Origin of the sequence: Bradyrhizobium sp. BR 1433, assembly GCF_051547665.1 — a bacterium.
GTDB lineage: Bacteria > Pseudomonadota > Alphaproteobacteria > Rhizobiales > Xanthobacteraceae > Bradyrhizobium > Bradyrhizobium australafricanum.
The window spans coordinates 4,918,832-4,944,043 of the sequence record NZ_JBPUGG010000001.1 but is presented as its reverse complement, the minus strand read 5'-3'; the positions used below and the strand labels follow the sequence as shown (position 1 = coordinate 4,944,043).

23 protein-coding genes, 1 tRNA gene and 1 pseudogene are annotated in these 25,212 nt (G+C 65.3%); 14 read left to right on the top strand and 11 right to left on the bottom strand.

Going from position 1 to position 25,212, the window contains the following annotated elements; translation table 11 throughout:
- Window positions 1-190: 190 nt before the first annotated feature.
- On the bottom strand, window positions 191-1,249 hold the full coding sequence (locus ACSKB9_RS23850; RefSeq protein ID WP_438076170.1) for a polysaccharide deacetylase family protein: 1,059 nt from the start codon (window positions 1,247-1,249) through the stop codon (window positions 191-193).
- 312 nt (window positions 1,250-1,561) lie between these two features.
- Between ACSKB9_RS23850 and ACSKB9_RS23845 the strand changes: the two genes are divergently transcribed.
- Window positions 1,562-1,777, top strand: a complete 216-nt coding sequence (locus ACSKB9_RS23845; protein WP_438076168.1) for a cysteine rich repeat-containing protein — start codon at window positions 1,562-1,564, stop codon at window positions 1,775-1,777.
- Window positions 1,778-1,914: 137 nt separating this feature from the next.
- Here ACSKB9_RS23845 and ACSKB9_RS23840 read toward each other — a convergent pair whose 3' ends face one another.
- Complete coding sequence (locus ACSKB9_RS23840) at window positions 1,915-3,594, bottom strand: MFS transporter (protein ID WP_092087790.1); 1,680 nt, start codon at window positions 3,592-3,594, stop codon at window positions 1,915-1,917.
- Window positions 3,595-3,767: 173 nt separating this feature from the next.
- Between ACSKB9_RS23840 and ACSKB9_RS23835 the strand changes: the two genes are divergently transcribed.
- From ACSKB9_RS23835 to ACSKB9_RS23805, 7 genes are all read left to right on the top strand, one after another.
- Window positions 3,768-5,174 carry a hydrolase gene (locus ACSKB9_RS23835; RefSeq protein ID WP_438076166.1) on the top strand — a complete coding sequence of 469 codons (1,407 nt, stop codon included), beginning with the start codon at window positions 3,768-3,770 and terminating at the stop codon, window positions 5,172-5,174.
- Window positions 5,175-5,258: 84 nt separating this feature from the next.
- Window positions 5,259-6,644, top strand: coding sequence for a cytochrome P450 (locus tag ACSKB9_RS23830; RefSeq protein WP_438076164.1), 1,386 nt, complete (start codon window positions 5,259-5,261; stop codon window positions 6,642-6,644).
- A gap of 41 nt (window positions 6,645-6,685) precedes the next feature.
- Window positions 6,686-8,095: an adenylate/guanylate cyclase domain-containing protein gene (locus ACSKB9_RS23825; RefSeq protein ID WP_076834983.1), complete on the top strand. Its 1,410-nt coding sequence runs from the start codon at window positions 6,686-6,688 to the stop codon at window positions 8,093-8,095.
- A 277-nt stretch (window positions 8,096-8,372) separates the two neighbouring features.
- A complete protein-coding gene (locus ACSKB9_RS23820) occupies window positions 8,373-8,876 on the top strand; it encodes a TerB family tellurite resistance protein (protein WP_016847256.1) in 504 nt (167 codons plus the stop codon).
- A gap of 226 nt (window positions 8,877-9,102) precedes the next feature.
- On the top strand, window positions 9,103-9,882 hold the full coding sequence (locus ACSKB9_RS23815) for an SDR family NAD(P)-dependent oxidoreductase (protein ID WP_438076161.1): 780 nt from the start codon (window positions 9,103-9,105) through the stop codon (window positions 9,880-9,882).
- A 146-nt stretch (window positions 9,883-10,028) separates the two neighbouring features.
- The gene (locus ACSKB9_RS23810) at window positions 10,029-10,844 is read left to right on the top strand and encodes a glutamine amidotransferase (RefSeq protein ID WP_438076159.1); all 816 of its coding nucleotides are present in this window, start codon (window positions 10,029-10,031) and stop codon (window positions 10,842-10,844) included.
- A 116-nt stretch (window positions 10,845-10,960) separates the two neighbouring features.
- A complete protein-coding gene (locus ACSKB9_RS23805; RefSeq protein WP_253605611.1) occupies window positions 10,961-11,770 on the top strand; it encodes an enoyl-CoA hydratase in 810 nt (269 codons plus the stop codon).
- A 322-nt stretch (window positions 11,771-12,092) separates the two neighbouring features.
- On the opposite strand, the gene ACSKB9_RS23800 is transcribed toward ACSKB9_RS23805, so the two are convergent.
- Window positions 12,093-12,168, bottom strand: a tRNA-Ala gene (locus ACSKB9_RS23800).
- Between the two features lie 296 nt (window positions 12,169-12,464).
- On the opposite strand from ACSKB9_RS23800, the gene ACSKB9_RS23795 reads away from it, so the two are divergent.
- Genes ACSKB9_RS23795 through folD form a run of 3 tightly spaced genes read left to right on the top strand, consistent with a single transcriptional unit; the run spans window position 12,465 to window position 13,998 of the window.
- The gene (locus ACSKB9_RS23795) at window positions 12,465-12,755 is read left to right on the top strand and encodes a YggT family protein (RefSeq protein ID WP_016847252.1); all 291 of its coding nucleotides are present in this window, start codon (window positions 12,465-12,467) and stop codon (window positions 12,753-12,755) included.
- A 21-nt stretch (window positions 12,756-12,776) separates the two neighbouring features.
- On the top strand, window positions 12,777-13,112 hold the full coding sequence (locus tag ACSKB9_RS23790) for a DUF167 domain-containing protein (protein ID WP_016847251.1): 336 nt from the start codon (window positions 12,777-12,779) through the stop codon (window positions 13,110-13,112).
- A gap of 1 nt (window position 13,113) precedes the next feature.
- Entirely contained in the window at window positions 13,114-13,998 is an 885-nt protein-coding gene (folD, locus tag ACSKB9_RS23785) for a bifunctional methylenetetrahydrofolate dehydrogenase/methenyltetrahydrofolate cyclohydrolase FolD (RefSeq protein ID WP_438076156.1), read from the top strand.
- Between the two features lie 154 nt (window positions 13,999-14,152).
- On the opposite strand, the gene ppa is transcribed toward folD, so the two are convergent.
- Together ppa and ACSKB9_RS23775 are read right to left on the bottom strand one after the other, a co-directional pair.
- The gene (gene ppa / locus ACSKB9_RS23780) at window positions 14,153-14,683 is read right to left on the bottom strand and encodes an inorganic diphosphatase (RefSeq protein ID WP_028337382.1); all 531 of its coding nucleotides are present in this window, start codon (window positions 14,681-14,683) and stop codon (window positions 14,153-14,155) included.
- 165 nt (window positions 14,684-14,848) lie between these two features.
- Window positions 14,849-15,358: a GNAT family N-acetyltransferase gene (locus tag ACSKB9_RS23775; RefSeq protein WP_016847248.1), complete on the bottom strand. Its 510-nt coding sequence runs from the start codon at window positions 15,356-15,358 to the stop codon at window positions 14,849-14,851.
- A gap of 372 nt (window positions 15,359-15,730) precedes the next feature.
- Here ACSKB9_RS23775 and ACSKB9_RS23770 point away from each other — a divergent pair, with 372 nt between their 5' ends.
- From ACSKB9_RS23770 to ACSKB9_RS23760, 3 genes are all read left to right on the top strand, one after another.
- Window positions 15,731-16,198, top strand: a complete 468-nt coding sequence (locus ACSKB9_RS23770; protein ID WP_253605604.1) for a DUF2269 family protein — start codon at window positions 15,731-15,733, stop codon at window positions 16,196-16,198.
- 63 nt (window positions 16,199-16,261) lie between these two features.
- Complete coding sequence (locus ACSKB9_RS23765; RefSeq protein ID WP_438076153.1) at window positions 16,262-17,590, top strand: SDR family oxidoreductase; 1,329 nt, start codon at window positions 16,262-16,264, stop codon at window positions 17,588-17,590.
- A 58-nt stretch (window positions 17,591-17,648) separates the two neighbouring features.
- On the top strand, window positions 17,649-18,056 hold the full coding sequence (locus ACSKB9_RS23760) for a thiol-disulfide oxidoreductase DCC family protein (protein WP_438076151.1): 408 nt from the start codon (window positions 17,649-17,651) through the stop codon (window positions 18,054-18,056).
- An 88-nt stretch (window positions 18,057-18,144) separates the two neighbouring features.
- On the opposite strand, the gene ACSKB9_RS23755 is transcribed toward ACSKB9_RS23760, so the two are convergent.
- From ACSKB9_RS23755 to ACSKB9_RS23730, 6 genes and pseudogenes are all read right to left on the bottom strand, one after another.
- Entirely contained in the window at window positions 18,145-19,392 is a 1,248-nt protein-coding gene (locus ACSKB9_RS23755; RefSeq protein ID WP_438076149.1) for a flavin monoamine oxidase family protein, read from the bottom strand.
- Between the two features lie 174 nt (window positions 19,393-19,566).
- Window positions 19,567-21,393 (bottom strand): translational GTPase TypA, encoded by a 1,827-nt coding sequence (gene typA, locus ACSKB9_RS23750; RefSeq protein ID WP_438076147.1) that lies wholly within the window; start codon window positions 21,391-21,393, stop codon window positions 19,567-19,569.
- A gap of 276 nt (window positions 21,394-21,669) precedes the next feature.
- Window positions 21,670-21,891 carry a hypothetical protein gene (locus tag ACSKB9_RS23745; protein WP_438076145.1) on the bottom strand — a complete coding sequence of 74 codons (222 nt, stop codon included), beginning with the start codon at window positions 21,889-21,891 and terminating at the stop codon, window positions 21,670-21,672.
- Window positions 21,892-21,912: 21 nt separating this feature from the next.
- Window positions 21,913-22,182 carry a hypothetical protein gene (locus ACSKB9_RS23740; RefSeq protein WP_438076144.1) on the bottom strand — a complete coding sequence of 90 codons (270 nt, stop codon included), beginning with the start codon at window positions 22,180-22,182 and terminating at the stop codon, window positions 21,913-21,915.
- Window positions 22,179-23,624 (bottom strand): radical SAM protein, encoded by a 1,446-nt coding sequence (locus ACSKB9_RS23735; protein WP_438076142.1) that lies wholly within the window; start codon window positions 23,622-23,624, stop codon window positions 22,179-22,181. Before ACSKB9_RS23735 ends, ACSKB9_RS23740 begins: the two co-directional genes overlap by 4 nt.
- A pseudogene (locus ACSKB9_RS23730) lies at window positions 23,605-24,323 on the bottom strand (prolipoprotein diacylglyceryl transferase). Before ACSKB9_RS23730 ends, ACSKB9_RS23735 begins: the two are co-directional and overlap by 20 nt.
- Between the last annotated feature and the right edge of the window lie 889 nt (window positions 24,324-25,212).

Sequence of the window (25,212 nt, the reverse complement as noted above, 5' to 3'; positions counted from 1 at the left end):
GTTGTTTTCGATATTTTGGTGGGAGCCGCAGCCACCGGGCGCGATGGTGCCACTCTCGAAGGCACACAGGCGTTCAACGTCGTCCGGCCGTGTCCGGCCAGCGGAAGGTGGCTGCGATCAGAAAGCGAAAGCGCCCCTGGATCCGATCCAGGGGCGCTTTGCGTTGAGCGTGTTGCGTGCGTTCGCTGCGTTACTCGGCGACCGTCTGCACGACGTTGCCGATCGGCCGGCCCGTCGCGATCGGCTTCTCGGTCTTCGCCATCATCGCGTCGTATTCGGGCAGCGTCTCGAGCTGGGTCTTGGCCTTCATCCAGACCACCTTGTAGCCGCCGGCCTTCAGCTTGCGGAGCAGCGTCGGCAGCGCCTGCGCGGTGTGCTTCTGCAGGTCGTGCATCAGGATGATGCCCTTGTGCTCCTTGTCGAGCTTGGTCATCACGTTGTTGATCACCTCGTCCGCGCTCTTGGACTTGAAGTCGTTGGAGTCGACGTCGACCGAGAACATCGCGATGTTGCGGGTGCCGAGATAGGCGGTTGTCGCCGGGGTGTGCGCCAGCGCCGGGAAGCGGAAGAACGGTGCCGGGTTGGCACCCAGCGCCAGCTTCACCGCGCTAAAACCCTTCTCGATCTCGTCCTTGGCCTGCTGCTCGGTCAGCTTCTTGCTGGCGAGATGCGCATGCGACCAGGTATGGGCGCCGATGGTGTGGCCGGCGGCGGCGACCTGGCGCAGGATGTCCGGGTGATAGGTGGTGTGCAGGCCGATCGGGAAGAACACCGCCTTGGTGCATTCATCGGCCAGCGCCTTGAGCACGGCCGGCGTGGTCGGCCACGGACCGTCGTCGAAGGTCAGCACGACCTCCTTGTCAGTCAGGAAGTCATACTGCTTGTACTGCAGGAAGCCGAAGCCCGGGCCGCCATTGGTGTCGACCACGACGGTGCGGCTGATGCCGAGCGCATCGGGGTTGGCGCATCTGGGCGCGGCCGCGACGGGGGCTGGCACCGGAGCCGGAGCGGGAGTGGCGGCCGGTGCCGCGGCCTGGGTGGCATCGGCGCGCTTCGACAGCGCGGCGGTCGTCTCGACATCGTCCTTGGCGGCCTGTCTTGCCGCCGCAGGCAGCGGATCGGCCTTGGCCGCGGCCGTGGTTTGCGGAGGAGCCGCGTCGGCACGCGGCGAGGAGGTCCAGAACCACACGCCGGCGATCACGATCGCCGTTACAACACTGGCCAGCATCAGGCCCAACGCACTACGCATCGCTACACACTCTCTCGGAACTTAAGGATACGCCACAGCCGTAACGAGCGATTAATGCCAACAAGGTCTTAACGCGATCCCAACAAGGCGCCGGAAGGACAAGAAAAAGCGGGCGTTACCATGCGTGATGACCGTCACAGTCGGTTTCAAGCTTCTGCGCGGCACGGAAACGCTATAGAACCGGCGTCGCATTCGCTGGAGCCGCTTCCGCTGCGATGAAGTCGGAACGGGGCTCCGGATTCCTTATTTGACGCGTCTTCTTCGCGCGAACCGGCACCCCTTCGCGCGAAAACGCTTGAAAGGCTTTGAGAGATGATCCGATTTCTGTTTGCCGTCGTTCCGCTGGTTTTGTTGACGTCGGCCGCCTCGGCGCAGCAGCAGGGGCGCGATGCCTGTTCGCGCGATGCCTCGCGGTTCTGCCGCGCCCATCTCGGCGAAGGCGATCAGGTCGTGCTGGCGTGCCTGAAGGAGCATCGCAGCCGCCTCAGCAAGGCCTGCCAGCAGACGCTCGCCGAGAACGGGCAGTAGACCCCTCAGCTGTCATTCCGGGGCATCGCGGAGCGATGAACCTCAGATGCGCAACTGCGCATCGGGGAATCTCGAGCTAATAATCTCCAGATTCCGGGTTCGCGCTATTCGCGCGCCCCGGAATGACAATGGAGAGACTACGTGCTGCTGCCCGCTGCGGTCGCGACCACCGGGATCACCTCCTTGGCGGCGCGGTCCGGGGTCTCGTCCTTCCAGCGCACCGATCCGAACGGGCGCTCCAGCATCCGGCGCACGCGGATCGGCTCGGCGCCGATGTGGAAGTCGGCCGCCTTCTGATGCAGTTCGCGCTCGATCTGCGTGGCGCGGTTGCGCTGGCGCAGGAAATCGAGCCAGGTCGGGCAATGGTAGCGCTCGGTCCACAATTCGGGATCGGCGATGTCGCGGGCAATCGACCAGCCGTAGGCGCCGTTGCGCTGGCGGCTGAGCTGCACGTCCTGCATCACATTGTGGAAGGCGCGGGCATTGTCTTGCGCCACCCGGTATTCGATCTCGACCACCAGCGGCCCGCTGCGCCCGCTCAGTTGCAGCCGCACCTCGGGATCGGCCAGCGCATCGGTCGCGTCCTCGTTGCGGGCGCCGATCGGCGGCATCCTGAGCCAGATGCCGAGCAGCGGCGACAGCAGCATCAGACCAGCGGAGATCAACAGCGCCATCTCGACGCCGCCGACGTCCGTGATGCGTCCCCAGCACCAGCTTCCGATCGCGATGCCGCCGGCGATCGCGGCCTGGAAGGCCGCCAGCGAGCGGCCCGCGACCCAGCGCGGCGCGGAGAGCTGCACGCCGATATTGAACAGCGCGATCGCCAGCATCCACACCGCGCCGGCAACTACCAGCGCGGCGGCGGTGATCACCGGCTGCTTGCTCACGGCAACCGCGGCGATCGCCGCGCCCATCGTCAACGCACAGACCCGTATGGCGGCTTCGCCGCTGAGCCGGCTGCGGATCTCGCTGATGTTGAGCGCGCCGATCACCGCGCCCATGCCGAAGGCGCCGAGCATGATGCCGTAGGTCTGCGCGCCGCCATGCAACAGGTCGCGCGCCACCAGCGGCATCAGCGCCGAGACCGAGCCGCCGATGATGCCGGTCACCATGGTGCGGGTCAGGACGATCTTGATCGACGGCGAATTGGTGATGTAGCGCACGCCGGAGACGATGGCGCGGTTCAGCCGCTCGCGCGGCAGCCGCGACGGCTCGCTGACGCGATTCCACAGGAACAGCACGACGAGCAGCGGCAGATACAGCACGGCATTGGCGGCGAAGGCGGCGACGGCGCCCGCGGACGCGACCACAATGCCGCCGATCGCCGGACCAAAGCTGCGCGCGATGTTGTAGCTGATGCCGTTCAGCGCGACCGCCGCGGGCAGCGTCTCCGGCGGCACCTGCTCGCTGACCGAGGACTGCCAGGCCGGGCCGAACAGCGCCATGCCGCTGCCGACGACGAAGCACAGCGCGAGCAGGATGTTCGGCGTCACCAGATTGAGCCAGGCCAGCACGGTCAGGATGGTGGCGCCGGTCAGCGCGATCGCCAGCGACACCAGCGCGACGATGCGGCGGTCGTGCATGTCGGCGATCGCCCCGGCCGGCATCGAGATCAGCATCACGGGCAACATCAAGGCGGTCTGCACCAGCGCGACCTTGTCGGCCTCCGCGGTCATCTGCGTCATCGCCCAGGCCGCGCCGACGCCCTGGATCAGGATGCCGAGATTGGAGAGCAGGCTCGCGAGCCAGATTCGCCTGAAGATTGAATGCCGCAACGGTGCAGTGATACTGTCGGAGCGATCACGCGGTTCGGTCATATCCAGTTCCGGTTGGCCTGCTATGGCTTGTTGGATGATTCCGGCTGCACCAACTGATGCCCGCGAAACGCGTGTCCTGTCCAGCGATTACGGCATCCTTGGCGGGGATAGGGCACAGCTAAAGCACTGAAAGAGCTGAGGAAGGTCAAGGGAAGGCCTGGGGAAGGGGACCAATGACGCTGTCGCGGCGGAGAATATTGCAAGGGGCCGGCGCCCTGTCCCTGCTGGCCGGCCGCCTCGGCGCCCCGGCCTCGGCTCAACCGGTCTTGGCTCAGTCGGCCTTGGCTCAGTCGGCCTTGGCTCAGCCGGCGCCCGCCGGTGATACCCCGCCGATCCTGTTCGTGCATGGCAATGGCGATCAGGCGCCGCTCTGGATGACGACGTTCTGGCGGATGGAATCGAACGGCGTGCCGCGCGAGCGCATGGCCGCGATCAATTTCACCGATCCCTTGGCGCGCACCGACGACAAGGTCGAGCAGGCCAACCGCTCGTCGACTGAGGACCAGCGCCGCGAGCTCGGCGAGGCGATCAAGGACCTGAAGCAAAAGAGCGGCGCCGCGCGCATCGCGCTGGTCGGCAATTCCCGCGGCGGCAATGCGATCCGCAATTACGTCAAGAATGGTGGCGGCGGCGACGTCAGCCACGCGGTGCTGTGCGGCACGCCCAATCACGGTGTGTATGCGTGGGACGACGGGCTCGGCAACGAGTTCAACGGGCGTGGTCCGTTCCTGCGCGGACTGAACGACGGCGACAGCGAAGTGACTGTTGGCACCCTGTTCCTGACGCTGCGCAGCGACGGCCTCGACAAATATGCGCAAGCCGACGGCCGCTTCGTCGGCAAGCCGGGCACGCCGACCAACGTCACGACGGACGGCCCGGCGCTGAAAGGCGCGACCAATCTGGTGCTTGGCGCGGTCGATCATCGCGAGACCGCCTTTCATCCGCGGGCCTTTCGCGAGATCTACAAATTCATCGCAAGGCACGAGCCGTCGCGGATCGAGATCGTGCCGGAGACGGCGGTGAGGCTGAGCGGCCTCGTCACGGGCACGCCCGGCGGCGTGCCGACCAACCGGCCGGTGCCGGGGGCCACGGTCGACATCTATCATGTCGCGGCGGAGACCGGCGAGCGCATCGGCGGCCCGCTGCACAGCTCGCAGACCGGCGCCGACGGTCGCTGGGGTCCGGCGCAGGTCGACCCGTCGTGGCCGCTCGAATTCGTGCTGACATCACCTGGTACGGCGACGACGCACATCTATCGCTCGCCGTTTCCGCGCTCGTCCGAGATCGTGCATCTGCGCGCGGCGCGGCCCCTGGGACCGGCCGATGCCGGCGCAGGCGCGGTTGTGCTGATGTCGCGGCCGCGCGGCTATTTCGGCCTGCCGCGCGATATCGTGCTGTTCGATGGCAAGGAGCCGGCCGATGTAAAGCCGGGCGTGCCGACCGATTCGGTGACGACGCTGCGGCTCGCCGCGGACGATGTCGGCCGTCCGGTCGCCGCGATCTTCAACGGGGAACGCATTATGACGCGGGCCTGGCCGGCATCGGAAAATCGGATTGCGGTCGCCGAGCTGACTTATTAGGTCTGGTGGAGGGTCCGCGCGCCTTCTTGGCGCCGGGATCGCATGGCCGGATCGGCCGTCGCGTGAGGCAGGGAAGCGAGGACCATGAGCATAGCCGAGGTCTACGATATCACGGTCACGCGGCGTCCCCTGGTCCCGCCGGCCCCGCCGCGCGCGCCCGCCGACATGGGCGCGTTCCAGCGCATGCGGGTGATGCGCAACTCGCCGATCGAGACCTGGGGCCAGCGCGCCTATGAGGACGATATCGTCCAGGGCCGCTTCCTCAAGCACTCGAGCTTCATCCTCAACACGCCGGATGCGATCCGCCATGTGCTGGTCGACAATTACGAGAACTACACCCGCACGCCGGCCGGCCTTCGCGTGCTGCGTCCGATGCTCGGCGAGGGGCTATTGATCGCCGAAGGGCGTGCATGGAAACACCAGCGCCGCACGCTGGCGCCGGCGTTCACGCCGCGCGCGGTGACGACGCTGGTGCCTTACATGATTGCGGCGGTCGACGAGACCATCGCCAAGCTGAACTCCGCCAGCGGCGGCCCGGTCGATCTGCGCGAGGCGATGCAGCGTATGACGCTGGAGATCGCCGGCCGCACCATGTTCTCGTTCGGCATGGATCGCCACGGCGCCGCGCTGCGCGACTTCGTGATGGAGTATGGCGATACGCTGGCGCGGCCGCACATGCTCGATCTGGTGCTGCCGTTGAATTGGCCGACGCCGCAGGATTTCCGCCGCGCCCGCTTCCGCAAGCGCTGGACCGCGTTCGTCGGCATGCTGATGGCCGAGCGACGTGCGGCCGGCAAGGATGACAACGCGCCGGCCCGCGACCTGTTCGACCTGATGGGCGCCGCGCGCGATCCTGAAACCGGCGAGGCCTTCACCGATGCCCAACTCGGCGACCAGGTCGCCACCATGATCCTGGCCGGCCACGAGACGACTGCGACCGCGCTGTTCTGGGCGCTCTATCTGCTGGCGCTCGATCCTCTGACCCAGGAACAGCTGGCAGCAGAAGTCAGGAGCGCGGCGACGTCTGGCGCGCTCGATATCGAGCGGCTGAAATTCACCCGCGCGGTGATCGACGAAACCATGCGGCTTTATCCGCCGGCGTTCCTGATCGCGCGTGCGGCGGGCGGTCCCGATACCATCGCGGGCCGTCCGGTCAGGAAGGGTGACGTAATCCTGATCGCGCCGTGGCTGTTGCACCGGCATGAGAAGCTGTGGCGTGATCCGAACGCGTTCGTGCCGTCGCGTTTCATGACGGGAACGCCGCCCGATCGGTTCGCCTATCTGCCGTTCGGGGTCGGCGCGCGGGTCTGCATCGGCGCGCATTTTGCGCTGGTCGAGGCGACGCTCGCGCTTGCGAAGATTGTCGGCGCATTCCGCGTAGCGCTGGCGGACAAGGATCCGGTGCTGCCGATCGGCGTGGTGACGACACAGCCGAACCGTTCGCCGGTGTTCACGATCAAGCCGCGCTGATCTTGCGCGGCGGTGTCCCAATGCTCATCTAGGGGCTCACCATGAGCGATACGCAGGCCCATTTCGCAGTCCTCAGGCAGACGACCGATCCGGCCGTCGTCGATGCCATGCAGCAGCTGATCGCGGACGGTCATGATAGGGATCTCAATCGCATCAATCTGCTGGATTTCTCGAGCCGCACCGGGCTTGACCAGGAGAAGGTGATCTCCGGCTTCCTGCATGCGTCGCGGCTCGGCCTGTTCGACATGAGCTGGAATGTGCTGTGCCCGGGCTGCGGCGGCGTGCTCGATGCGCATTCGACGCTGAAGTCGTTGCGCCATGACGACTACAATTGTGCGCTGTGCGCGGCCGGATACGAAGCGTCCGTCGACGATCTGGTCGAGGTCGCCTTCACCGTCAGCCCGCGCGTGCGCCGCATCGGCGCGCATGATCCGAATACGCTGCCGATCTGGGAATATGTCCGCCAGATGTTCTGGAGCTCGGGTATCGAGCTCAACGAAGACTCGCTGGAGCGCCTGCTCAAGGAGGTGACGCTGGAATCGCTGGAGTTGCCGGCCGGCGAAAAGGCGCTGCTGTCGCTGCAATTGCCGAAGCAGTTCCTGATCGTGTTCGAGCCGGTGACGCACTCGGCGCATTTCTTCGACGTGCAGGGCGAGCCGACCACCGAGCGCCAGCAATTCTCGATCGTGTTCAACAAGCTGCAGGCGCCGACCGGCACCACAGTGCTGCGGCCGGGGCCGCTCCGGCTGTCGCTGGACAACCAGACCGACACCCGCGTGCTGCCCGCTGTTTGGGTAGCGGCCGATGCGCTGCATGAGTTGCTCGGCAAGCGCAAGCCGATCCTCACCGCGAAGCGGATGCTGTCGAACCAGACCTTCCGCGATGTGTTCAAGGCCGACAACCTCACGGTCGACCAGCGGCTGAAGATCACCGCGCTCACCTTCCTGTTCACCGACCTCAAAGGCTCGACTGCGCTCTATGAACGGGTCGGAGATCTCGCCGCGTTCGATCTGGTGCGCGCGCATTTCCACGCGCTGCTCGAGATCATCGCTTCCGAGCACGGCGCCGTGGTGAAGACGATCGGCGATGCCGTGATGGCGACCTTCATCCGGCCAGAGCATGCATTGTCGGCGGGCCTGCGCATGCGGGCGGCGATGAAGCAGCTCAACACCGCGCGCGGCAAGGAAGATCTGATCGTCAAGATCGGCATCCATGAGGGGCCGTGCCTTGCGGTGACGCTCAACGAGCGGCAGGATTATTTCGGCCAGACCGTGAATATCGCAGCCAGGGTGCAGAGCCTGTCGACGTCGCAGGAAATCCATTTGACCCAGCCGGTGATGGAATCGGCTGAGGTCGCGGGCATCCTCGATCGCGCCGCGATCAAGCCGATCCAGAAGGAAGCGGCACTGCGTGGCATTGCCGACAAGCTCGTGGTGTACGAGATACCGTAGTTGAGCACATCGTCATTTCGGGATGGTCCGTCAGGATCAGACCTCAGATGCGCAATTGCGCATCAGGGAATTTCGAGATTCCGGGTTCGATGCTTCCGCATCGCCCCGGAATGACTCAATCCATGTTGCCGAAACGTAATGTCGCAGCGGGAACCTGCGCGGATTGCACCGGTTCTGTTTCCACGCCATATAGATTTCAACGGAGCGGGATCCGGGAAAACTTGATGGCCGGAAGATCACGCTCGAATCAGGCAGGCTTCATTCCACAGAGAGAACGATGCTCGACGGACTTCGCCAATTCATTGCCGATATCGTTTCCCCCGACGCTCAGGCCGACCGCACCTTCGATGACGGCGACTATCGCCTGGCGGCGACGGCGCTGCTGGTGCATGTCGTCTCGCTGGACGGCGAGCCGACGCCTGCCGAGACGCGCAAGCTGCACGGCCTGATCGAGAGCCGTTTCCAGCTCGACCGCGGCGCGGCCGACAAGCTGATCGCCTCTGCCATGCGCGTCGAGGGCGAGGCCGTGGATCTCTATCACTTTACCAGCGTCATCATGCGCTCGGTGAACGAGGAGGGACGGCTGCGCATCGTCGAGATGATGTGGGAGCTGGTCTATGCCGACGGTCAGGTTAGCGAGTTCGAGGACAATGTGGTCTGGCGCGCCGCCGATCTGCTCGGCATTTCCTCGCGCGACCGCATCGATCTCAAGCATCGGGTCGCCGAGAAGCAGGCGGCGCTGCCAAAGGGCCCCTGGGGCACGGCGGACGCCGCAATCTGACGCGATCGCCTGCGCCGGCGGAGGCATCGTCACCGGCGCCAGGGATGACGAAATTTTAATGTCCGCCGCGATTATGGTCGATCCGACTGAAAATCTGGCGTTTCATCACGAAACCAGTGCCTCGCAACTGTCCACAAGCTTACACACGGCTTGCGTCCCACCGCATCCCTATGCTCTCGTCGCCTTGTTGGGGACCTCACTAGAATTTGCAGTAAGAGTTTGAAACGTGACCGAGCGTGTGACGCTGATAACCGGGGCATCGGCGGGCATAGGCACCGAACTGGCGCGCGTATTTGCATCGAATGGTCACCGTGTGGCGCTGGTGGCGCGGCGCGCCGACCGCCTGAAGGCGCTTGCCGACGAGCTCGGGGCCAAAGGCGGCGCAGCGCCGATTGTGATCCCCTGTGATCTCCAGCACGCCGATGCGGGCGACCGGATCGCGCAGGCCCTGACCGACGCCGGGGTTGAGGTCGAATTTCTCGTCAATAATGCCGGCTTCGGCCTGTTCGGCCGCGCCATCGAGCGCGACCGTGCCGAGCAGCTCAACATCATCAATGTCAACATCCGCGCGCTGACCGATCTGACGCTGCGCTTTGCCGACCAGCTGATCCGCAACCGCGGCGGCATCCTCAATCTCGGCTCGATCGCGGGATTCCTGCCGGGCCCCGGCATGGCCGTGTACTACGCCAGCAAGGCCTATGTGCTGTCGTTTACCGAGGCGTTGCGCTGTGAGCTGGCGCCGCACGGAGTGCGTGTCACCGTGGTTTGCCCGGGCCCGGTACCGTCGGAGTTTCAGGATCGCGCCGGGTTTGCCCCCGGATTCGATTCCGCCATCCTCAACGTTTCGCCGGAAGAGGTGGCCCGCCAGGCCTATCGCGGGTTGATGGCCAACAAGCGCGCGGTGCTGCCTGGCGCCTTCATCAAGCTGGTGCCGTTTCTGCTCCGGCTGTTTCCGCGCTCCTTCATCCTGACGGCGGTCGGCGGATTTCAGCTCCGCAAGCGATAGCTGTCCCTGAAACGCGCCCCACTCGTCGCCGTTAAGGCTGTTTCTGGCCCGCGATTTGCTTCGCTTGGGTGTGCGCAAACTCACACGATGTTAACGACCACTTAGCTATGATCGCGCCTTACGTGCCGAAACTTTAAGCAGAGGCAATGTCGTTCCGGACTGACCAGAGCCGTGTCGTGGTGCCCTTCGCCAGCCGAAGGCTGGCCGCGGTCACGCCCAGGGATCAGATTTTGGATCAGGTGTCGCTGCGGCCGGTGCTGATCGTGCTGCATCAGGAGACATCGACTCCCGGCCGGATCGGCAACGCCCTGCGCGCGCTGGGCTACCGCCTCGACATCCGCCGCCCTCGCGTCGGCGACGCGCTGCCCGAAACGCTCGACGCGCATGCCGGCGCGGTGATCTTCGGCGGTCCGATGAGCGCCAATGATGGCGACGACTACGTGCGGCGCGAGATCGACTGGATCGCCGTTCCGCTGCGCGAGCAGCGCCCGTTCCTGGGCATCTGCCTCGGCGCGCAGATGCTGGCGCGGCAGCTCGGCGCCAAGGTCGCGCCGCATCCGCAAGGCCGTGTCGAGGTCGGTTATTATCCGGTCAGGCCGACCGACGCGGGCCGCGCGCTCTGCCCGGACTGGCCGGCGCGGGTCTATCACTGGCACGGCGAGGGATTTCAATTGCCGGCCGGCGCCGACCTGCTCGCGGCGGGCGACGATTTCCCGGTGCAGGCGTTCCAGTTCGGCAACGCCTTCGGCCTGCAATTCCATCCCGACGTGACCTACGCGATGATGCATCGCTGGACCACGCGCGGTTGCGCACGGATGGATTCGCCGGGCGCACAACCGGGTCATCTGCACTTCGCCGAGCGTGCTGTGCACGATGCCGCCGAGCGCGCGTGGCTGAAGCATTTCATCGACGGCTGGATCGCGCGCGTGCCGCAGCGGCAGCTGCTGCAGGCCGCGGAATAGCCGCCACGCGGAATTTCGCGCCGGCTTTTCATTCTGGTGAATGTGTTACTGTCGGCCGCCGCGCGCGGGCCGCATCGCCGCGCGTATCAATAACAACAAGGCACAGGGAGATCGCCGTGAGCTACGAGCACATCCTGTATGAGGTCAGCGACAGGATCGCGACCATCACGCTCAACCGCCCCGATCGCATGAATGCGTGGACCGCGATCATGGAGCGCGACGTGCGCCACGCGATGGAGGCGGCGGCCAACGACGACAACGTTCGCGTCATCGTGCTGACCGGTGCGGGCCGCGGCTTCTGCGCCGGCGCCGACATGGACGCGCTGAAGGGGATCGATCCCAACGAGGTCAGGCGCGGCGAGAACATCCCGTTCGACATGAACCGCCGCGCCGACTGGCAGACGCGCTACGCCTACTATCCCGCGATCAGGAAGCCGATCATCGCGATGCTCAACGGCGCCACCGCCGGCATCGGCCTGGTCCACGCGCTCTATTGCGATTTGCGCTTCGCCGCCGACACCGCGGTGTTCACCACCGCCTTCGCGCGGCGCGGCCTGATCGCCGAACACGGCATCAGCTGGATGCTGCCGCGTATCGTCGGCCACGCCAATGCGCTCGATCTGTTGATGTCGGCGCGGCGGGTGTCGGCCGAGGAGGCGCTGCGCATCGGCCTCGTCAACCGGCTCTCTTCGCCGGAGAAGCTGCGCGAGGAGACCTATGCCTATGCCCGCGACCTCGCCGATTTCGTCTCGCCGAGCGCGATCGCTGTGATCAAGCGCCAGATCTACGACGTGCCGTTCCAGACGCTCGCCGAAGCCACCATCGATGCCAACCGCGAGATGCAGATCGCGCTGAAGGGCAATGATTTCAGGGAAGGCGTCGCGAGCTTTGTGGAGAAGCGGCCGCCACGGTTTACGGGGACGTGAGGGGCTAACGGACAAAGTCCATCTTCGCCCTGCGGGCAGATTGCCTCGGCCCGGCTTCGCCCTTCGGGCTACGCCGCGGCAGCCTTCGCTTGCTTCGCTACGATGGACTATCCGGGCTTGCCGAGCCGAAGCTCGCGAAGCGAGAGCTTCGTCGGGAAGCGGCCACCGCGGTTTACGGGGACGTAAGGGGGAGGGATTGGGTCGGCGTTCATAACACCAGCCCGGCTTCGCCCTTCGGGCTACGCCGCGGCAGCCTTCGCTCGCATCGCTACGATGGACTATCCGGGCTTGCCGAGCCGAAGCTCGCGAAGCGAGCGAAGGCTGGTGGAGCCAGGCGGGATCGAACCGCCGACCTCGTCATTGCGAACGACGCGCTCTCCCAGCTGAGCTATGGCCCCATCGCGGCCGGGTGTTGCTGAGTATCCCGGCCGTCAGTCGGGCGCCATTTACAGTCCCGCCCAAGGCCAAGTCAAGAACAGTGAAAGCGCGGTTTTCGGGCCCGCTGGCCGGCAGTTCCCTTGTTTGCGGGGGGATGAACCGATATTTAGAGCGTGATCCCGACCCGGCGGACCGCCCGAGCGCCCAGTGCATAGCGGTTTTCCGAAACGATCCTGCTCAAACAAGAAGCGCGATGGCGGCTCAGTCCGGTCTCGTTGCGCTTCAATCGGTTGTCTTACCCGCGAGCCCCCCTCATATGCGCGCTGTTCTCGACATCGTCATCATCATCCTCGACCTCTATGTCTGGCTGCTGATCGCCTCCGCCATCCTGTCCTGGCTGGTCGCCTTCAATGTGGTCAACACGCGCAACCAGTTCGTTTCCGCGGTGGCCGAGTTCCTCTACCGGATCACCGAGCCGGTGCTGCGGCCGATCCGCAACGTGATGCCGAATCTGGGCGGGCTCGATATCTCGCCGATCATCGTGATCCTGATCATCATGTTCATCCAGCGGGTGATCGCCTATTACATCTATCCCAACGTGATCTGACCCTTTCTCGACGGGGCCTTGATGGATCCGTGGCGCTATTCCACCGAGGGCATCAGCATCGCGTTGCGCGTGACGCCGCGCGGCGGCCGCGACGACATCGACGGGATCGAGACACTGGCCAACGGCCGTTCGGTGGTGAAGGTGCGGGTGCGCGCCATCGCCGAGGGCGGCGAGGCCAACCGTGCGGTGACTGAGCTGCTGGCCAAGGCGCTCGGCGTGCCGAAGGCCAGGGTTAAGCTGCTGTCCGGGGCCACCTCGCGGCTCAAGCAGGTCGCGGTGGACGGCGATCCGAAAGGGCTCGGCGATACATTGAGGAAGCTGACTGCGGCCAAGCCGAACCAGCAGACAAGGGACTGACATGACTGCTCGCATCATCGACGGAAAAGCCATCGCCGCCGAGCTTCGCGCCCGCGTCGCCGACGAGGTCGCCCGCGTCAAGCGCGACCACCAGCTCACGCCGGGGCTCGCCGTCGTGCTGGTCGGCCATGATCCCGCGAGCGAGGTCTACGTCCGCAGCAAGCACACCCAGACCCAGGCCGCCGGCATGGCCTCGTTCGAGCACAAGCTGCCGGAGGATGTGTCGCAGGCCGATCTGCTGGCGCTGATCGCGCGGCTCAACCGCGATCCCATGGTGCATGGCATCCTGGTGCAGCTGCCGCTGCCGAAGTCGCTGCACACCGAGACCATCATCAACGCGATCGATCCGGCCAAGGACGTCGATGGCCTGCACCCCGACAATGCCGGCCGGCTCGCCGGGGGCTTGGCGGCGCTGTCGCCCTGCACGCCGCTCGGCTGCATCATCCTGACCAAGAGCGTGCACGCCTCGCTGGAGGGCATGAACGCGATCGTGATCGGCCGCTCCAATCTGGTCGGCCGTCCGCTGGTGCAATTGCTGCTGAACGAGAACGCGACGGTGACGATCGCGCATTCGCGCTCGCGCGATCTGCCGAAGCTCTGCGCCCAGGCCGATCTGGTCTATGCCGCGGTCGGCCGGCCCGAGATGGTGCGGGGCGACTGGCTGAAGCCGGGCGCGACCGTGATCGACGTCGGCATCAACCGTATCCCGGTGCCCGGCGGCAAGCCGAAGCTGGTCGGCGATGTCGCGTTCCAGGAAGCGCTCAATGTCGCCGGCGCAATCACGCCGGTGCCCGGCGGCGTCGGGCAGATGACGGTGGCGTGCCTCCTGGTCAACACGCTGCGCGCCGCCTGCGCGATTGCCGGCCTGCCGGCGCCGGCGGTGTGAAATGCTCCCTCGCCCCGCTCTTGCGGGGAGAGGGTTGGGGTGAGGGGCCCCTCTCCGAGATGGGACTGTCGAAAGACCTGTACCCCCTCACCCGGATCGCATTCCGCTCCGCTACATGCGATCCGACCTCTCCCCGCAAGCGGGGCGAGGTTAGTCACTTCTTCTTCGCGCGCTCGATGCCTTCGAGGATCAGCCTGCGGGCTTCGTCGGCGTCGCCCCAGCGCAGCACCTTCACCCACTTGCCCTTCTCGAGGTCCTTGTAGTGCTCGAAGAAGTGCTGGATCTGCTGCAGCGTGATGTCGGGCAGGTCGCTGTAGTTCTGCACCTTGTCGTAGCGCTGGGTCAGCTTCGATGACGGCACCGCGATGATCTTCTCGTCGCCGCCGGCCTCGTCCTCCATCAGGAGCACGCCGACCACCCGGACGCTCATCACCGCGCCCGGCACGATCGCGCGGGTGTTGACGATCAGCACGTCGCAGGGATCGCCGTCGCCGGACAGCGTGTGCGGGATGAAGCCGTAATTGCCGGGATAGCGCATCGGCGTGTAGAGGAAGCGGTCCACCACGAGCGTGCCGGCTTCCTTGTCCATTTCGTACTTGATTGGCTCGCCGCCGACGGCAACCTCGATGATGACGTTGACGTCGTGGGGCGGATTTTTTCCGATCGATATGGCGTCGATACGCATGGATTGCTCCGCGTGGCCTCTGGAAGTTGAGAACGATGTGATTTTTTGGTTGGCGCCGCCGGGCCGCGAAACGGCTCCCGGCCCGGCCTTGAGACCGGGCTGGCCGACGCGCGCAGCGCTGGAGGCTGGTTTAGCCTTGCTGCAGCTGCGAGAGAAGCAGGATTTTCAGTTGGCCCAGGCGAAAGCGACCTTGTCGAGCGACTTGGGCCCGAACCGCTCCGAGGAGCGCGCCACCATCCGGCCGCCCAGCGCACGGTAAAACTCGGTCGCCGGCTCGTTGTCGGAGAGCGCCCAGATCACCATGCTCTTGAGGCCGCTCTGCATCAGGTCGCGGCGGGCGGAGGCGAACAGGCGCCGGCCGAAGCCAAGCCCCTGGAATTCCGGCCGCAGATAGAGCTCGTAGATCTCGCCTTCGAAATGCAGGCTGCGGGCGCGGTTGCGGCCGTAATTGGCGTAGCCTGCGATCCGGTCGCCGAACACCAGCACGCTGACGCGGCTGCCCTTGCGGATGGCGCTGTCCCACCACTGCGGGCCGCGGCGATTGATCAGCTTTTCGAGTTCGGCGCCGGGGATGATTCCCTGATACGCCGAGCGCCAGGCTTCGTCATGGGTAGACGCCACCGCCGCCGCGTCTGCAGCTTTGGCCGGCCGGACCTCGATTAGCGTTGTGCTCATGCCTGTAATCAAAGCAAGTCGGCGGGCCGCCTTCAAGGTCCATCGTTAATTATCGGTTAATCTGTGGATTTTTTGCATCAGTGTCGTGAGAACTTGTTCCGAAAGAGGACACTTGCCGGAGTTCAAGCGGCCAACCGCCGATCCGGAGCTGTGCAAAGCGTGGATCGCGAGCGCAATATGACACTGCCATAGTTGGAAAAAGCTTATTCGGGGCTGATTCGCCCAGGATTCCGCGGGCTAATCCAGACGCGATGTGGGGTACTCCGACCGCGCCACGCCTGCGCCGCCGCAGTGGATTTTCGCGCCCGACCGGCCTATGGCAGCGGCGGTATTTGTGCGCGCCGAAGTTGGCCTGATTACGAGCGGACTGCGATGACGCTCTACTTCCTGATCAAATATCTGCACGTGCTCGGCGCCATCGTGATCCTGGGCACCGGGACCGGCATCGCCTTCTTCATGCTGGCGGCGCATCGCACGCAGGATGTGGCGTTCATCGCGCGCACGGCGGCGACCGTCGTGATCGCGGACATGATCTTCACGCTGAGTGCCGTGCTGCTTCAGCCGGTGAGCGGCGGACTGCTGATGCTGTTGTCGGCAACGAGCATCACCGAGCGCTGGCTGGCGGTTTCGCTTGCGCTCTACGCGCTGGCCGGCGTGTTCTGGGTTCCCGTCGTCTTCATGCAGATGGAGATGCGCAATCTCGCGCAGGCGGCCGTCGAAAAAGGTCTTCCGCTGCCGCCGCGTTATTTTGCGCTGTTTCGCCGCTGGTTCCTGTTCGGTATTCCCGGCTTCGGCTCCGTGATGATCATCCTCTGGCTGATGATCGCGAAACCATTTTAGCGCATGATCCCGGAAAAGTGTGCAGCGGTTTTCCGAACAGGATCATGCTCAAACAAGACTCTCATGAGTGACGACGCATCACACAACATCCTCGTGCTCGGCGCCTCGGGCCTGATCGGGCGCACCATCACCGACGATCTGAGGGCGCGCGGCTTACACGTAATCGGGGTCGCGCGGCATTTCACGCCGGCGCAAAAGATGAGCGCGGCCGACCTCGAGCTGCCTGTCATGTCGATGGATGCCGCGGCGCTGACGCTGATGTTTCGCACGCATGAGGTCGACGTCGTCGTGAACTGCCTCGGCGTGCTGCAGGACGGCCCGGGCAGCGACACAAGCGCGGTGCATCGCGACCTCGTCGCGCGGCTGTTGCAGGCGATCGGTGACAGCCACCGCGCCATCCGTCTCGTCCACATCTCGATTCCCGGCACGGCCGATGCGGACCGCACCGCCTTTAGCACCACCAAGCGCGCGGCCGAACGGCTGATCGCGGCGTCCGGAATTCCCCATGCGATCCTGCGTCCGGGCTTCGTCATCGCGCCGTCGGCTTATGGCGGCAGCGCCATGCTGCGCGCGCTGGCGGCGCTGCCGGTCGATCTGTCGGCCGAAGAGGCTGCGACGCCGTTCCAGCCGGTTACAGTCGAGGATATCGCCGCCACCATCGCCTGGCTTGCGGCGCGCGATGTCGCCGATAAAGCGGTGCGATCGGTGACATGGGACCTGATGCACGAGCAGCCGATTTCGCTCGGCGGCGTCATCGCCCAGTTCCGCCGGTCGTTCGGCACGGCAAAGCATGTCCGGATCGCGACGCCGCCGTTCCTGATCGATCTCGGCGCCCGTCTCGGCGATCTCGCAAGCCGGCTCGGCTGGCTGCCGCCGCTGCGCTCCACCGCGATCGCCGAGCTGCGCCGCGGCGTCACCGGCGATCCCGCAGGCTGGATGCAAGCGACCGGCATCGTGCCGAAGACAATCGCGCAAGCGGTCGGCGGACGCCCCGCGACCATTCAGGACAAATGGTTCGCGCGGCTGTTCCTGATCAAGGCACTGATCTTCGTAAGTCTCGTGCTGTTCTGGGTCGCGTCCGGCTTCATCGCGCTGGTGATCTCCTATGACGCCGCGGCAGGCATTTTGCGTGCGCACCATTTCCCGCCGGCTTTGGTCGGGCCGGTGACGGTGCTGACCAGCCTGATGGACATGAGCATCGGGGTGCTGATCGCGATCCGCCGCACCGCGGCGTTCGGTCTGATCGCAGGCATCATCGCCTCGCTCGGCTACATGGCGGGATCGGCGATCCTGACGCCGGATCTCTGGATCGAGCCGCTCGGCGCGCTGGTGAAGACGGGACCTGCGATCGTGCTGATGCTGGTCGCGCTGTTGATCCTGGATAACCGGTAGCGTTTTCGAGCGAAGTGGGAACCGGTTCGCGTGAAGAAAACGCGCTGAGGGAATCGAGATGAGCACTTGGCCCGACGACGACGTGATCCTCTATGACGGCGTCTGCGTCTTCTGCTCGCGCTGGGTCCGCTTCGTCATCGCCCGCGATACCGACAGGCGCTTTCGCTTCACGCCGATCCAGTCCGGCTACGGCACGCGGCTGGCCAAGAGCTTCGGCATCGATCCTGACGACCCCGACACCAACGCCGTCGTCCATGGCGGCATCGCCTACATGAAATCCGACGCGGCGCTGACGGTACTGAGCCATCTGCCCGGCTGGGGCTGGACCCGCGCGCTGTTCGCGGTCCCCAAGCCGCTGCGCGATGCCGTCTACAGCCTGATCGCCCGCAACCGGTACAAGATCTTCGGGAAATACGAGACGTGTTTCGTGCCCGACGCGGACATGCGGGCGAGAGTGCTGGAGTAGTCTCCGTCATTGCGAGCGAAGCGAAGCAATCTATCTCTCCGCTTGCGGTAGCATGGATTGCTTCGCTGCGCTCGCAATGACGATGCGACTATTTGCGGGGCAGTGCCGCCACCACTTCCCTCGCTGCCCGCTCCCCCGAATCCCGCGCGCCGTGCGCGGTCGAGAAAAACTCCGGCGAAGTCGCTTCGCCGGCGAAGAACAGCCGGCCGTCGACGGGCGCAGCCAGCACGGCGCGCTTGTCCGCGTGGCCGGGCAGTGCGTGCGAGTAAGAGCCGCGGGCGAACGGGTCGTGGGCCCAGCGGGATTCGCTGAGCGGCCTCAGCTTGCGGCGGAAATCATTGCCGAGGAAGGAGACGATCTCGTCGATGCTGTGCGCGGCGATCGCGCCGTCGCCGGCATCTTCGAGCTGTTGCGCAAAACGGCCGCCGAAGAAACCTTCGATGCAGGGCTGGCCGAACGGGCGGATGTGATAGGTGCCCATCTCGGTGCGCATGGTGGCGCCGCGCAGATTGCCTTCCTTCGGCAGCGCCTCGGGCTCGGCGAGCGCCAGCGTCACCTTGTCCGCGAGGCCGAGCGGCAGGCCGCGCGCGGCGTCGAGCTTGTCCGGCAGCGCAGGTAAAAAGCGGATCGCCTGATCGGCGATCAGGTTGGTCGGCACCGTGACGATCACCTTGTCCGCCTCAAGCACGCCGCGCGAGGTCTCGATGCGGATGCGCTTGCCGGAGTGATCGATCAGCCTGACCTCGCAGTTCAGCGCGACCGGCACCTGCGCGCCATAGGCCGCGACCAGTGCGCCGTAGCCGCGCCGCACCCGCCAATTGATGTCGGTGTCTTCATAGGCGTCGACATCGAGGATCGAAACCTGGTCGAGCTCGCAGCCGTTCACATAGGTGGAGATCGCATCGATCATCGGGTTCCAGCGGTTGCCGGGCTCGAGGTACAGGCTGGCCGGGCAGTCCTTGCCGTGCCGCGCCGCCTGCTCGATGCGGTCGTAGAATTGGTCGAGTGCGTGCGTGAAGTCGTCGCGAGCGGCCTGCGGGAACGCCTCGCCGTAGGCGCGCTCGCGCCACGGCGGCAGGTCCGTGTTGAGCTCGAAGTTGAGTTGCCGGGCGATGCCGACAAAGCTGTTCTGGTCGGCCGAGTGCAGCCAGCCGCAGCCGACGTCGAACACCACGTCAGGCGCGGCCTGAATCGTATGGGCGCGGCCGCCGAGGCGGTCGCGGGCTTCCAGCACGATCGTGGAGAGGCCGGAGTCCTTCAGCGCATTCGCGGCACCGAGGCCTGCGGCGCCGGCGCCGATGATGGCAACATCGACCGTGGAGGGAGGGGAAGTCATGTCCCGGCTCTAGCACGTCCGCCGCCGGGCCTGAAGCCGCCACATGCATGACTGTCATCACCCGCTGATGCGGGTGATTCAGTACTCCAGAGACGGAGGAGATTGAGCCGATAGGCCGCGGCGTACTGGATGCCCCGGTCGAGCCGGGGCATGACAGATTGTCCTACGCGACGCTTACGCCACCGCTTCCTTGGCCTTTTCGGCGCGCTTGCGGTCGTTCGGGTCGAGGTGCTTCTTGCGCAGCCGGATCGACTTCGGCGTCACCTCGACAAGCTCGTCGTCCTCGATATAGGCGAGCGCCTTTTCCAGCGTCATCCGGATCGGCGGCGTCAGGCGCACCGCCTCGTCCTTCGAGGTGGTGCGGATGTTGGTGAGCTGCTTGCCCTTCAGCACGTTGATCTCGAGGTCGTTGTCGCGGGTGTGCTCGCCGACGATCATGCCCTTGTAGACCTTCCAGCCCGGCTCGATCATCATCGGGCCGCGGTCTTCCAGCTTGAACATCGCATAGGCCACCGCTTCGCCCTGGTCGTTGGAGATCAGGACGCCGTTGCGGCGGCCCTGGATCTCGCCCTTGTAGGCGGCATAGCCGTGGAAGATGCGGTTCATGATCGCGGTGCCGCGGGTGTCGGTCAGCAGTTCGCCCTGGTAGCCGATCAGGCCGCGGGTCGGCGCGTAGAACACCAGCCGCAGGCGGTTGCCGCCGGAGGGGCGCATCTCGATCATCTCGGCCTTGCGCTCGCTCATCTTCTGCACGACGACGCCGGAATGCTCCTCGTCGACGTCGATCACGACTTCCTCGATCGGCTCCTGCCAGGCGCCGGTCGCCTCGTCCTTCTGCAGCACGACGCGCGGGCGCGACACCGAGAGCTCAAAGCCCTCGCGGCGCATGGTCTCGATCAGGATCGCGAGCTGCAATTCGCCGCGTCCGGAGACTTCCATGGAATCCTTGTCGGCGGCCTCGACGACGCGCAGCGCGACATTGCCCTCGGCCTCGCGCATCAGGCGGTCGCGGATCATGCGCGAGGTCACCTTGTCGCCTTCGGTGCCGGCGAGCGGCGAGTTGTTGACGATGAACGACATCGACACCGTCGGCGGATCGATCGGCTGCGCCGGCAGCGGCGTCTCGACGGTGGGATCGCAGAAGGTGTCGGCAACGGTGCCCTTGGTGAGGCCCGCGATCGCGACGATGTCGCCGGCCTCGGCCTCCTCGAGCGGAGTGCGCTCAAGGCCGCGGAAGGCGAGGATCTTGGTCAGGCGGCCGCTCTCGATCAGCTTGCCGTCGGCGGACAGCGCCTTGACCTGCTGGTTCGGCTTGATCGATCCCGAGGAGATGCGGCCGGTGATGATGCGGCCGAGATAGGGATTGGCCTCGAGGATGGTGCCGATCATGCGGAACGGACCTTCCTCGACCTTCGGCGGCTCGACGTGGCGCACGATCAGGTCGAACAGCGGCTGCATGCCGAGGTCCTTCGGGCCCTCCGGGCTTTCCGCCATCCAGCCCTGCTTGGCCGATCCGTACAAGATCGGGAAGTCGAGCTGCTCCTCGCTGGCGTCGAGCGCCGCGAACAGGTCGAACACCTCGTTGATGACTTCGGTCGGGCGTGCGTCGGGACGGTCGACCTTGTTGATCACGACGATCGGCTTCAGCCCGATCTTGAGCGCCTTCGACACCACGAACTTGGTCTGCGGCAGCGGGCCCTCGGCGGCGTCGACCAGCACCAGCGCGCCGTCCACCATGTTGAGGATGCGCTCGACCTCACCGCCGAAGTCGGCGTGGCCGGGGGTGTCGACGATGTTGACGCGGATGTCCTTCCACTGCACCGAGGCGGCCTTGGCCAGGATGGTGATGCCGCGCTCGCGCTCCAGGTCGTTGGAGTCCATGGCGCGCTCGGTGACCTTCTGGTTCTCGCGGAAGGTGCCGGATTGCTGCAGCAGGCGGTCGACGAGGGTGGTCTTGCCGTGGTCGACGTGGGCGATGATGGCGACGTTGCGAAGGTTCATGGCTCTTCTTCTGGTCGTGCAATGGTCAGATGCGCGATCTCGCCGGACCAGTTTGGCCGGCCGCTCGCTCGCGTGGCCCATTCGGGCCCGGATCACGCTCATACCCAAGAAATTTGACGGGGACGCATCACCCCAAAAAGGAAGCCCGGTCAGAGGACCGGGCACCTTGCGCGTTGCGGCGCAATATAGTCAGAAAACGCCAAAAAACAATGATTTATTGGCTGTTTGGAGGGCTGATTTTGGTTCCAAAGGCGGGTTTTGAGGGGCTTTCAGGTCCTACTTCCGGGTAATCGCGAACACGATCAGGCCAAGCCCGCCCAGCGCCACCATCATCACGAACATGGTGATGGGGTCGCCGCCGGCCCCGGCGCCCATCTTGGCGTTGAGAATGGCGCACAGGACCCCCGGGATCAGCAGGATCACCCCTACCACCAGCATGAGGGCGGTCAGGCAGCCGTAGCGCTGTCTCTGTTCCGGGTTTTGCTGAGAACTGCTCACGATACCCCGGACTAGCGTCCCTTAATCGCGGCGCGGATCAGCATCACGCCGGCGAAGCAGACCGCGAGCCCGAGCAGGATCAGGAAGAGAATGGAGGGATCGGTTTTCGAACTCGCTCAGGACGCCGAACCCGAACAGAAGGGCGCAGAGCCCGGGCAGCAGCAGGACCAGCCCGAACAGCACCATGAACGCCGTCGCGCAGCCGCTGCGTGGCGACGGTGGCGGCGGGACGTATTGGTAGGGTGGCTCCGGTGGTGCAGGCGGGATGGGCGGTGGATTGGTCTCGCTCATCGCGGCGCCTCCTCGCTTTGCCGGGCTTCACGATAGGTCTGGCCGGCCAGCGCGGCGCGGATGCCGTCGATCTTTCCGTCACGGTAGAACAGATTATAGGTGTCGAACGGGATGATCGCGCCGCTCTCGGTGACGAAGTGGATGCAGCTTCGCTTGACGTTGCCGACACAGAAATTGAAGCGGTCGAGAAACTGCACGATGGTGACGCGGAACACGTTCTCGTAAGTGAGCCCTTCCGGCACCTCGAAGCTCGGCAGGCAGCACAGCAATTCGCAAACCCGCTCCGAGGTGTTCAGCGGCCCCGACGACAGCGAGAACAGGTCGACAAACTTCTCCCGCAACACCGGATACTTCTCCGGGCTGATGGTGTTGGGCATCACGGCGATGAGCTGCTCCTGCGGGATCAGCGAGGTCAGCGGCAGTACCTTGTCGCCGTTGCGCAGGCCGTAGCCGATCGAGATGCTCTCGGGATTGCACGGCAGCGGGATCATGTCGTCAGCGCCGAACACTCCGGTCTCGATCACGCGCCGGCGGATTTCCGACAGCATGATGCGGTCGGTCTCCTTGTTGAAATGCTCGTTGCGGCCGGCGTCCTGCACCGGCTGCAGCGTGACGCCGCGGATGCATTTCCAGGTCAGCGCGTGGCGGACGATGTCGCCGATCTCGCCGTCGTTGACGCCGCGCTTGATGGTCGCGACCAGCGTGGTCGAGACGCCCTCGCGCTCGAGATTCTCCAGTGCCTGCTGGCGGATTTTTCGCAGATCCGCGCCGCGCAGATTGACCAGCGCCTCGCGCTGCAGCGAATCGAACTGCAGATAGACCTCCAGCCCGCGCTTGTTCTCGGCGAGCCTCGCCACGAAGGCGGGCTCGCGCGCGATCCTGAGGCCGTTGGTGTTGATCATGACATGGCGGATCGGGCGGGCGCGCACCGCATCCAGGATCGCGAAGAAATCCGGATGCAGCGTCGGCTCGCCGCCGGAGATCTGCACCAGGTCGGGCTCGCCCTCGCTCGCGACCAGCGCGTCCAGCATCTTCTCGATCTTCGCCAGCGGCGTGAAGCGGGTCCGCGTCGGCGAGGAATCCGCAAAGCACACCGGGCAGGTCAAATTGCAATGCTCGGTAATCTCGATCAGCGCCAGGCAGGAGTGCTGCTCGTGGTCCGGGCACAGCCCGCAATCATAGGGGCAGCCGAATTCGGTGTGGCGCTGGAACGCGAGCGGCCGGTCGCCGGGCTTGATGAAATCCTTGCACAGTCGCCAATAGGCCGCATCCGTCGAGACCAGCGTCGACTGCACGCCATGCTGCTTGCAGCGCTTCTCGTACCAGACCTCGTTGCCTGATATCTGGATCTTGGTCGGCACCAGGGCCAGGCAGGTTTCGCATAGCGACTGGGTCTGGCCCCAGAAGATGTAAGGGCGTGCCTTACGCAGCGGCGCGTTCATGCTTCAAGCTCACATTCGGCGCCGTCGCCAGCATGACGGCGGCGTAAATCACGACAAACAGCGACAGCAGGTGAAACAGCGAGAATGGTCCGACCAGCGCGCCATAGGGCTTGATGAATTCCCACAGGAAGCGCTGCAGCCCGTAGTAGAACAGCACGAGGTAGAATCCGTTGGTGATGACGGCGGCATTTCGGTTCAATACGGCCCAGACATAGAATGCCGCGAACCCCGCCATCGCCAGGCTTTCATAGAGCTGCACCGGATGGCGCAGCACGCCGTCGCCGAAATCATGGCCCCAGGCAGCGTGGTCGGCGTGCCATAGGTGAAATCCTCGAGCCCCGCGAAATAGCAGCCGAGACGGCCGACCGCGACGCCGATCGCAAGCGGCAGCGCGAACCGCGCGCCGGTGCGCAGCGAAATCCCGTGTCGCCATTTGTAGAGCTCGATCGCGACGATGCCGCCGGCCAGCGCGCCCTCGACCGAGCGGGCGAGGCCCGCCATGCCCGAGAACCACAGGTTCAGCGTGCCGAAAATGTAGGCGCCGATCCCGGCGCCGAACGCCAGCGCGGCGATGTAGGGCAGCTCGAAGGATTGCCGGGGGAATTGCAGCCCGCGCCGGCGCGACAGCCACCACATGGCGAGCGCGGCCGCGCCCCATGCTGCAACGTCGAAGACGGCGTGAAGTTCAGCCCCACTCATGAGGCGAGTGTAGCGTGATTTTCGCGGTCCGCGATAGCGGCTTCCCGATTGCAATGGCGGAGCGAGGTTATCAACCGCCTGGGAGCGGCGAGCTGATGGACCACGCCGGCGACGCCGGCCCGCGCAAAGCTACAAAGGTTGTAACCGCGCCAGAACGGATATAGCCGATGTTACGGCGTCCATCCGAAGCGCTATATCCGAACTGACGGCTGGGCTTTCGACCTTCCCAGGATGACATTCTGTCCGCAGTGCAGAACCCGTCCCGATTGCGCGGAGCGATTGCGATGAGGAAGGCTACGATGGATTTTTCGCGGATGTCGGATGGGATCCGGCTGCATCACGCCTCTCATCGCCACGATGGGCACGATGGTGACGACGGGTCGGGTTCGGCACCCAGCGGCCCGTTTGCAGGGCTCGATGCGCATCCCGCGACGTCGAATTCCCCGCCCTATGACTCTGGCCTAGGCCAATCCGACCATCCCACCGCGTCGGGGGTCGACACGGGCGGCCACGTCGGCAACCACGCTGCGGCGAGCCTGGATGCTTCGGCAACGAAGCCTGCCGCCGGCGCATCTCATTCCGCGACGGGCATCGCTTCGATCGAGAGCGGGGCGAACACCGCCGGGAACGGCGGAGACGGTTACTTTTACGGAGGTATCATTCACGCATCCCTGTTGATCTATGAACCGATCAACATTTCGGTGAGTTTGGGATACGGCTCGGCCGCCGTGGCCAACCAGTCGAACGATTTGAATGTCGATCAATCCGCCTTTCAGATCGCCGGCGTCGGCGGACATGGTGGGAATGACAACCTTGCATCGGGAGGCAGCATCAGTGCTTCTCTGGGCTCCGGCGTGATCGGGAGCGGCGACAACGGCGCCGGAAACGG

Excerpts from the sequence above, each read along its gene's own strand:
- ACSKB9_RS23850 (WP_438076170.1), bottom strand. The coding sequence starts at position 1,249 with ATGCGTAGTGCGTTGGGCCTGATGCTGGCCAGTGTTGTAACGGCGATC.
- ACSKB9_RS23845 (WP_438076168.1), top strand. The coding sequence starts at position 1,562 with ATGATCCGATTTCTGTTTGCCGTCGTTCCGCTGGTTTTGTTGACGTCG.
- ACSKB9_RS23840 (WP_092087790.1), bottom strand. The coding sequence starts at position 3,594 with ATGACCGAACCGCGTGATCGCTCCGACAGTATCACTGCACCGTTGCGG.
- ACSKB9_RS23835 (WP_438076166.1), top strand. The coding sequence starts at position 3,768 with ATGACGCTGTCGCGGCGGAGAATATTGCAAGGGGCCGGCGCCCTGTCC.
- ACSKB9_RS23830 (WP_438076164.1), top strand. The coding sequence starts at position 5,259 with ATGAGCATAGCCGAGGTCTACGATATCACGGTCACGCGGCGTCCCCTG.
- ACSKB9_RS23825 (WP_076834983.1), top strand. The coding sequence starts at position 6,686 with ATGAGCGATACGCAGGCCCATTTCGCAGTCCTCAGGCAGACGACCGAT.
- ACSKB9_RS23820 (WP_016847256.1), top strand. The coding sequence starts at position 8,373 with ATGCTCGACGGACTTCGCCAATTCATTGCCGATATCGTTTCCCCCGAC.
- ACSKB9_RS23810 (WP_438076159.1), top strand. The coding sequence starts at position 10,029 with ATGTCGTTCCGGACTGACCAGAGCCGTGTCGTGGTGCCCTTCGCCAGC.
- ACSKB9_RS23795 (WP_016847252.1), top strand. The coding sequence starts at position 12,465 with ATGCGCGCTGTTCTCGACATCGTCATCATCATCCTCGACCTCTATGTC.
- ACSKB9_RS23790 (WP_016847251.1), top strand. The coding sequence starts at position 12,777 with ATGGATCCGTGGCGCTATTCCACCGAGGGCATCAGCATCGCGTTGCGC.
- folD (WP_438076156.1), top strand. The coding sequence starts at position 13,114 with ATGACTGCTCGCATCATCGACGGAAAAGCCATCGCCGCCGAGCTTCGC.
- ppa (WP_028337382.1), bottom strand. The coding sequence starts at position 14,683 with ATGCGTATCGACGCCATATCGATCGGAAAAAATCCGCCCCACGACGTC.
- ACSKB9_RS23775 (WP_016847248.1), bottom strand. The coding sequence starts at position 15,358 with ATGAGCACAACGCTAATCGAGGTCCGGCCGGCCAAAGCTGCAGACGCG.
- ACSKB9_RS23770 (WP_253605604.1), top strand. The coding sequence starts at position 15,731 with ATGACGCTCTACTTCCTGATCAAATATCTGCACGTGCTCGGCGCCATC.
- ACSKB9_RS23765 (WP_438076153.1), top strand. The coding sequence starts at position 16,262 with ATGAGTGACGACGCATCACACAACATCCTCGTGCTCGGCGCCTCGGGC.
- ACSKB9_RS23760 (WP_438076151.1), top strand. The coding sequence starts at position 17,649 with ATGAGCACTTGGCCCGACGACGACGTGATCCTCTATGACGGCGTCTGC.
- ACSKB9_RS23755 (WP_438076149.1), bottom strand. The coding sequence starts at position 19,392 with ATGACTTCCCCTCCCTCCACGGTCGATGTTGCCATCATCGGCGCCGGC.
- typA (WP_438076147.1), bottom strand. The coding sequence starts at position 21,393 with ATGAACCTTCGCAACGTCGCCATCATCGCCCACGTCGACCACGGCAAG.
- ACSKB9_RS23740 (WP_438076144.1), bottom strand. The coding sequence starts at position 22,182 with ATGAGCGAGACCAATCCACCGCCCATCCCGCCTGCACCACCGGAGCCA.
- ACSKB9_RS23735 (WP_438076142.1), bottom strand. The coding sequence starts at position 23,624 with ATGAACGCGCCGCTGCGTAAGGCACGCCCTTACATCTTCTGGGGCCAG.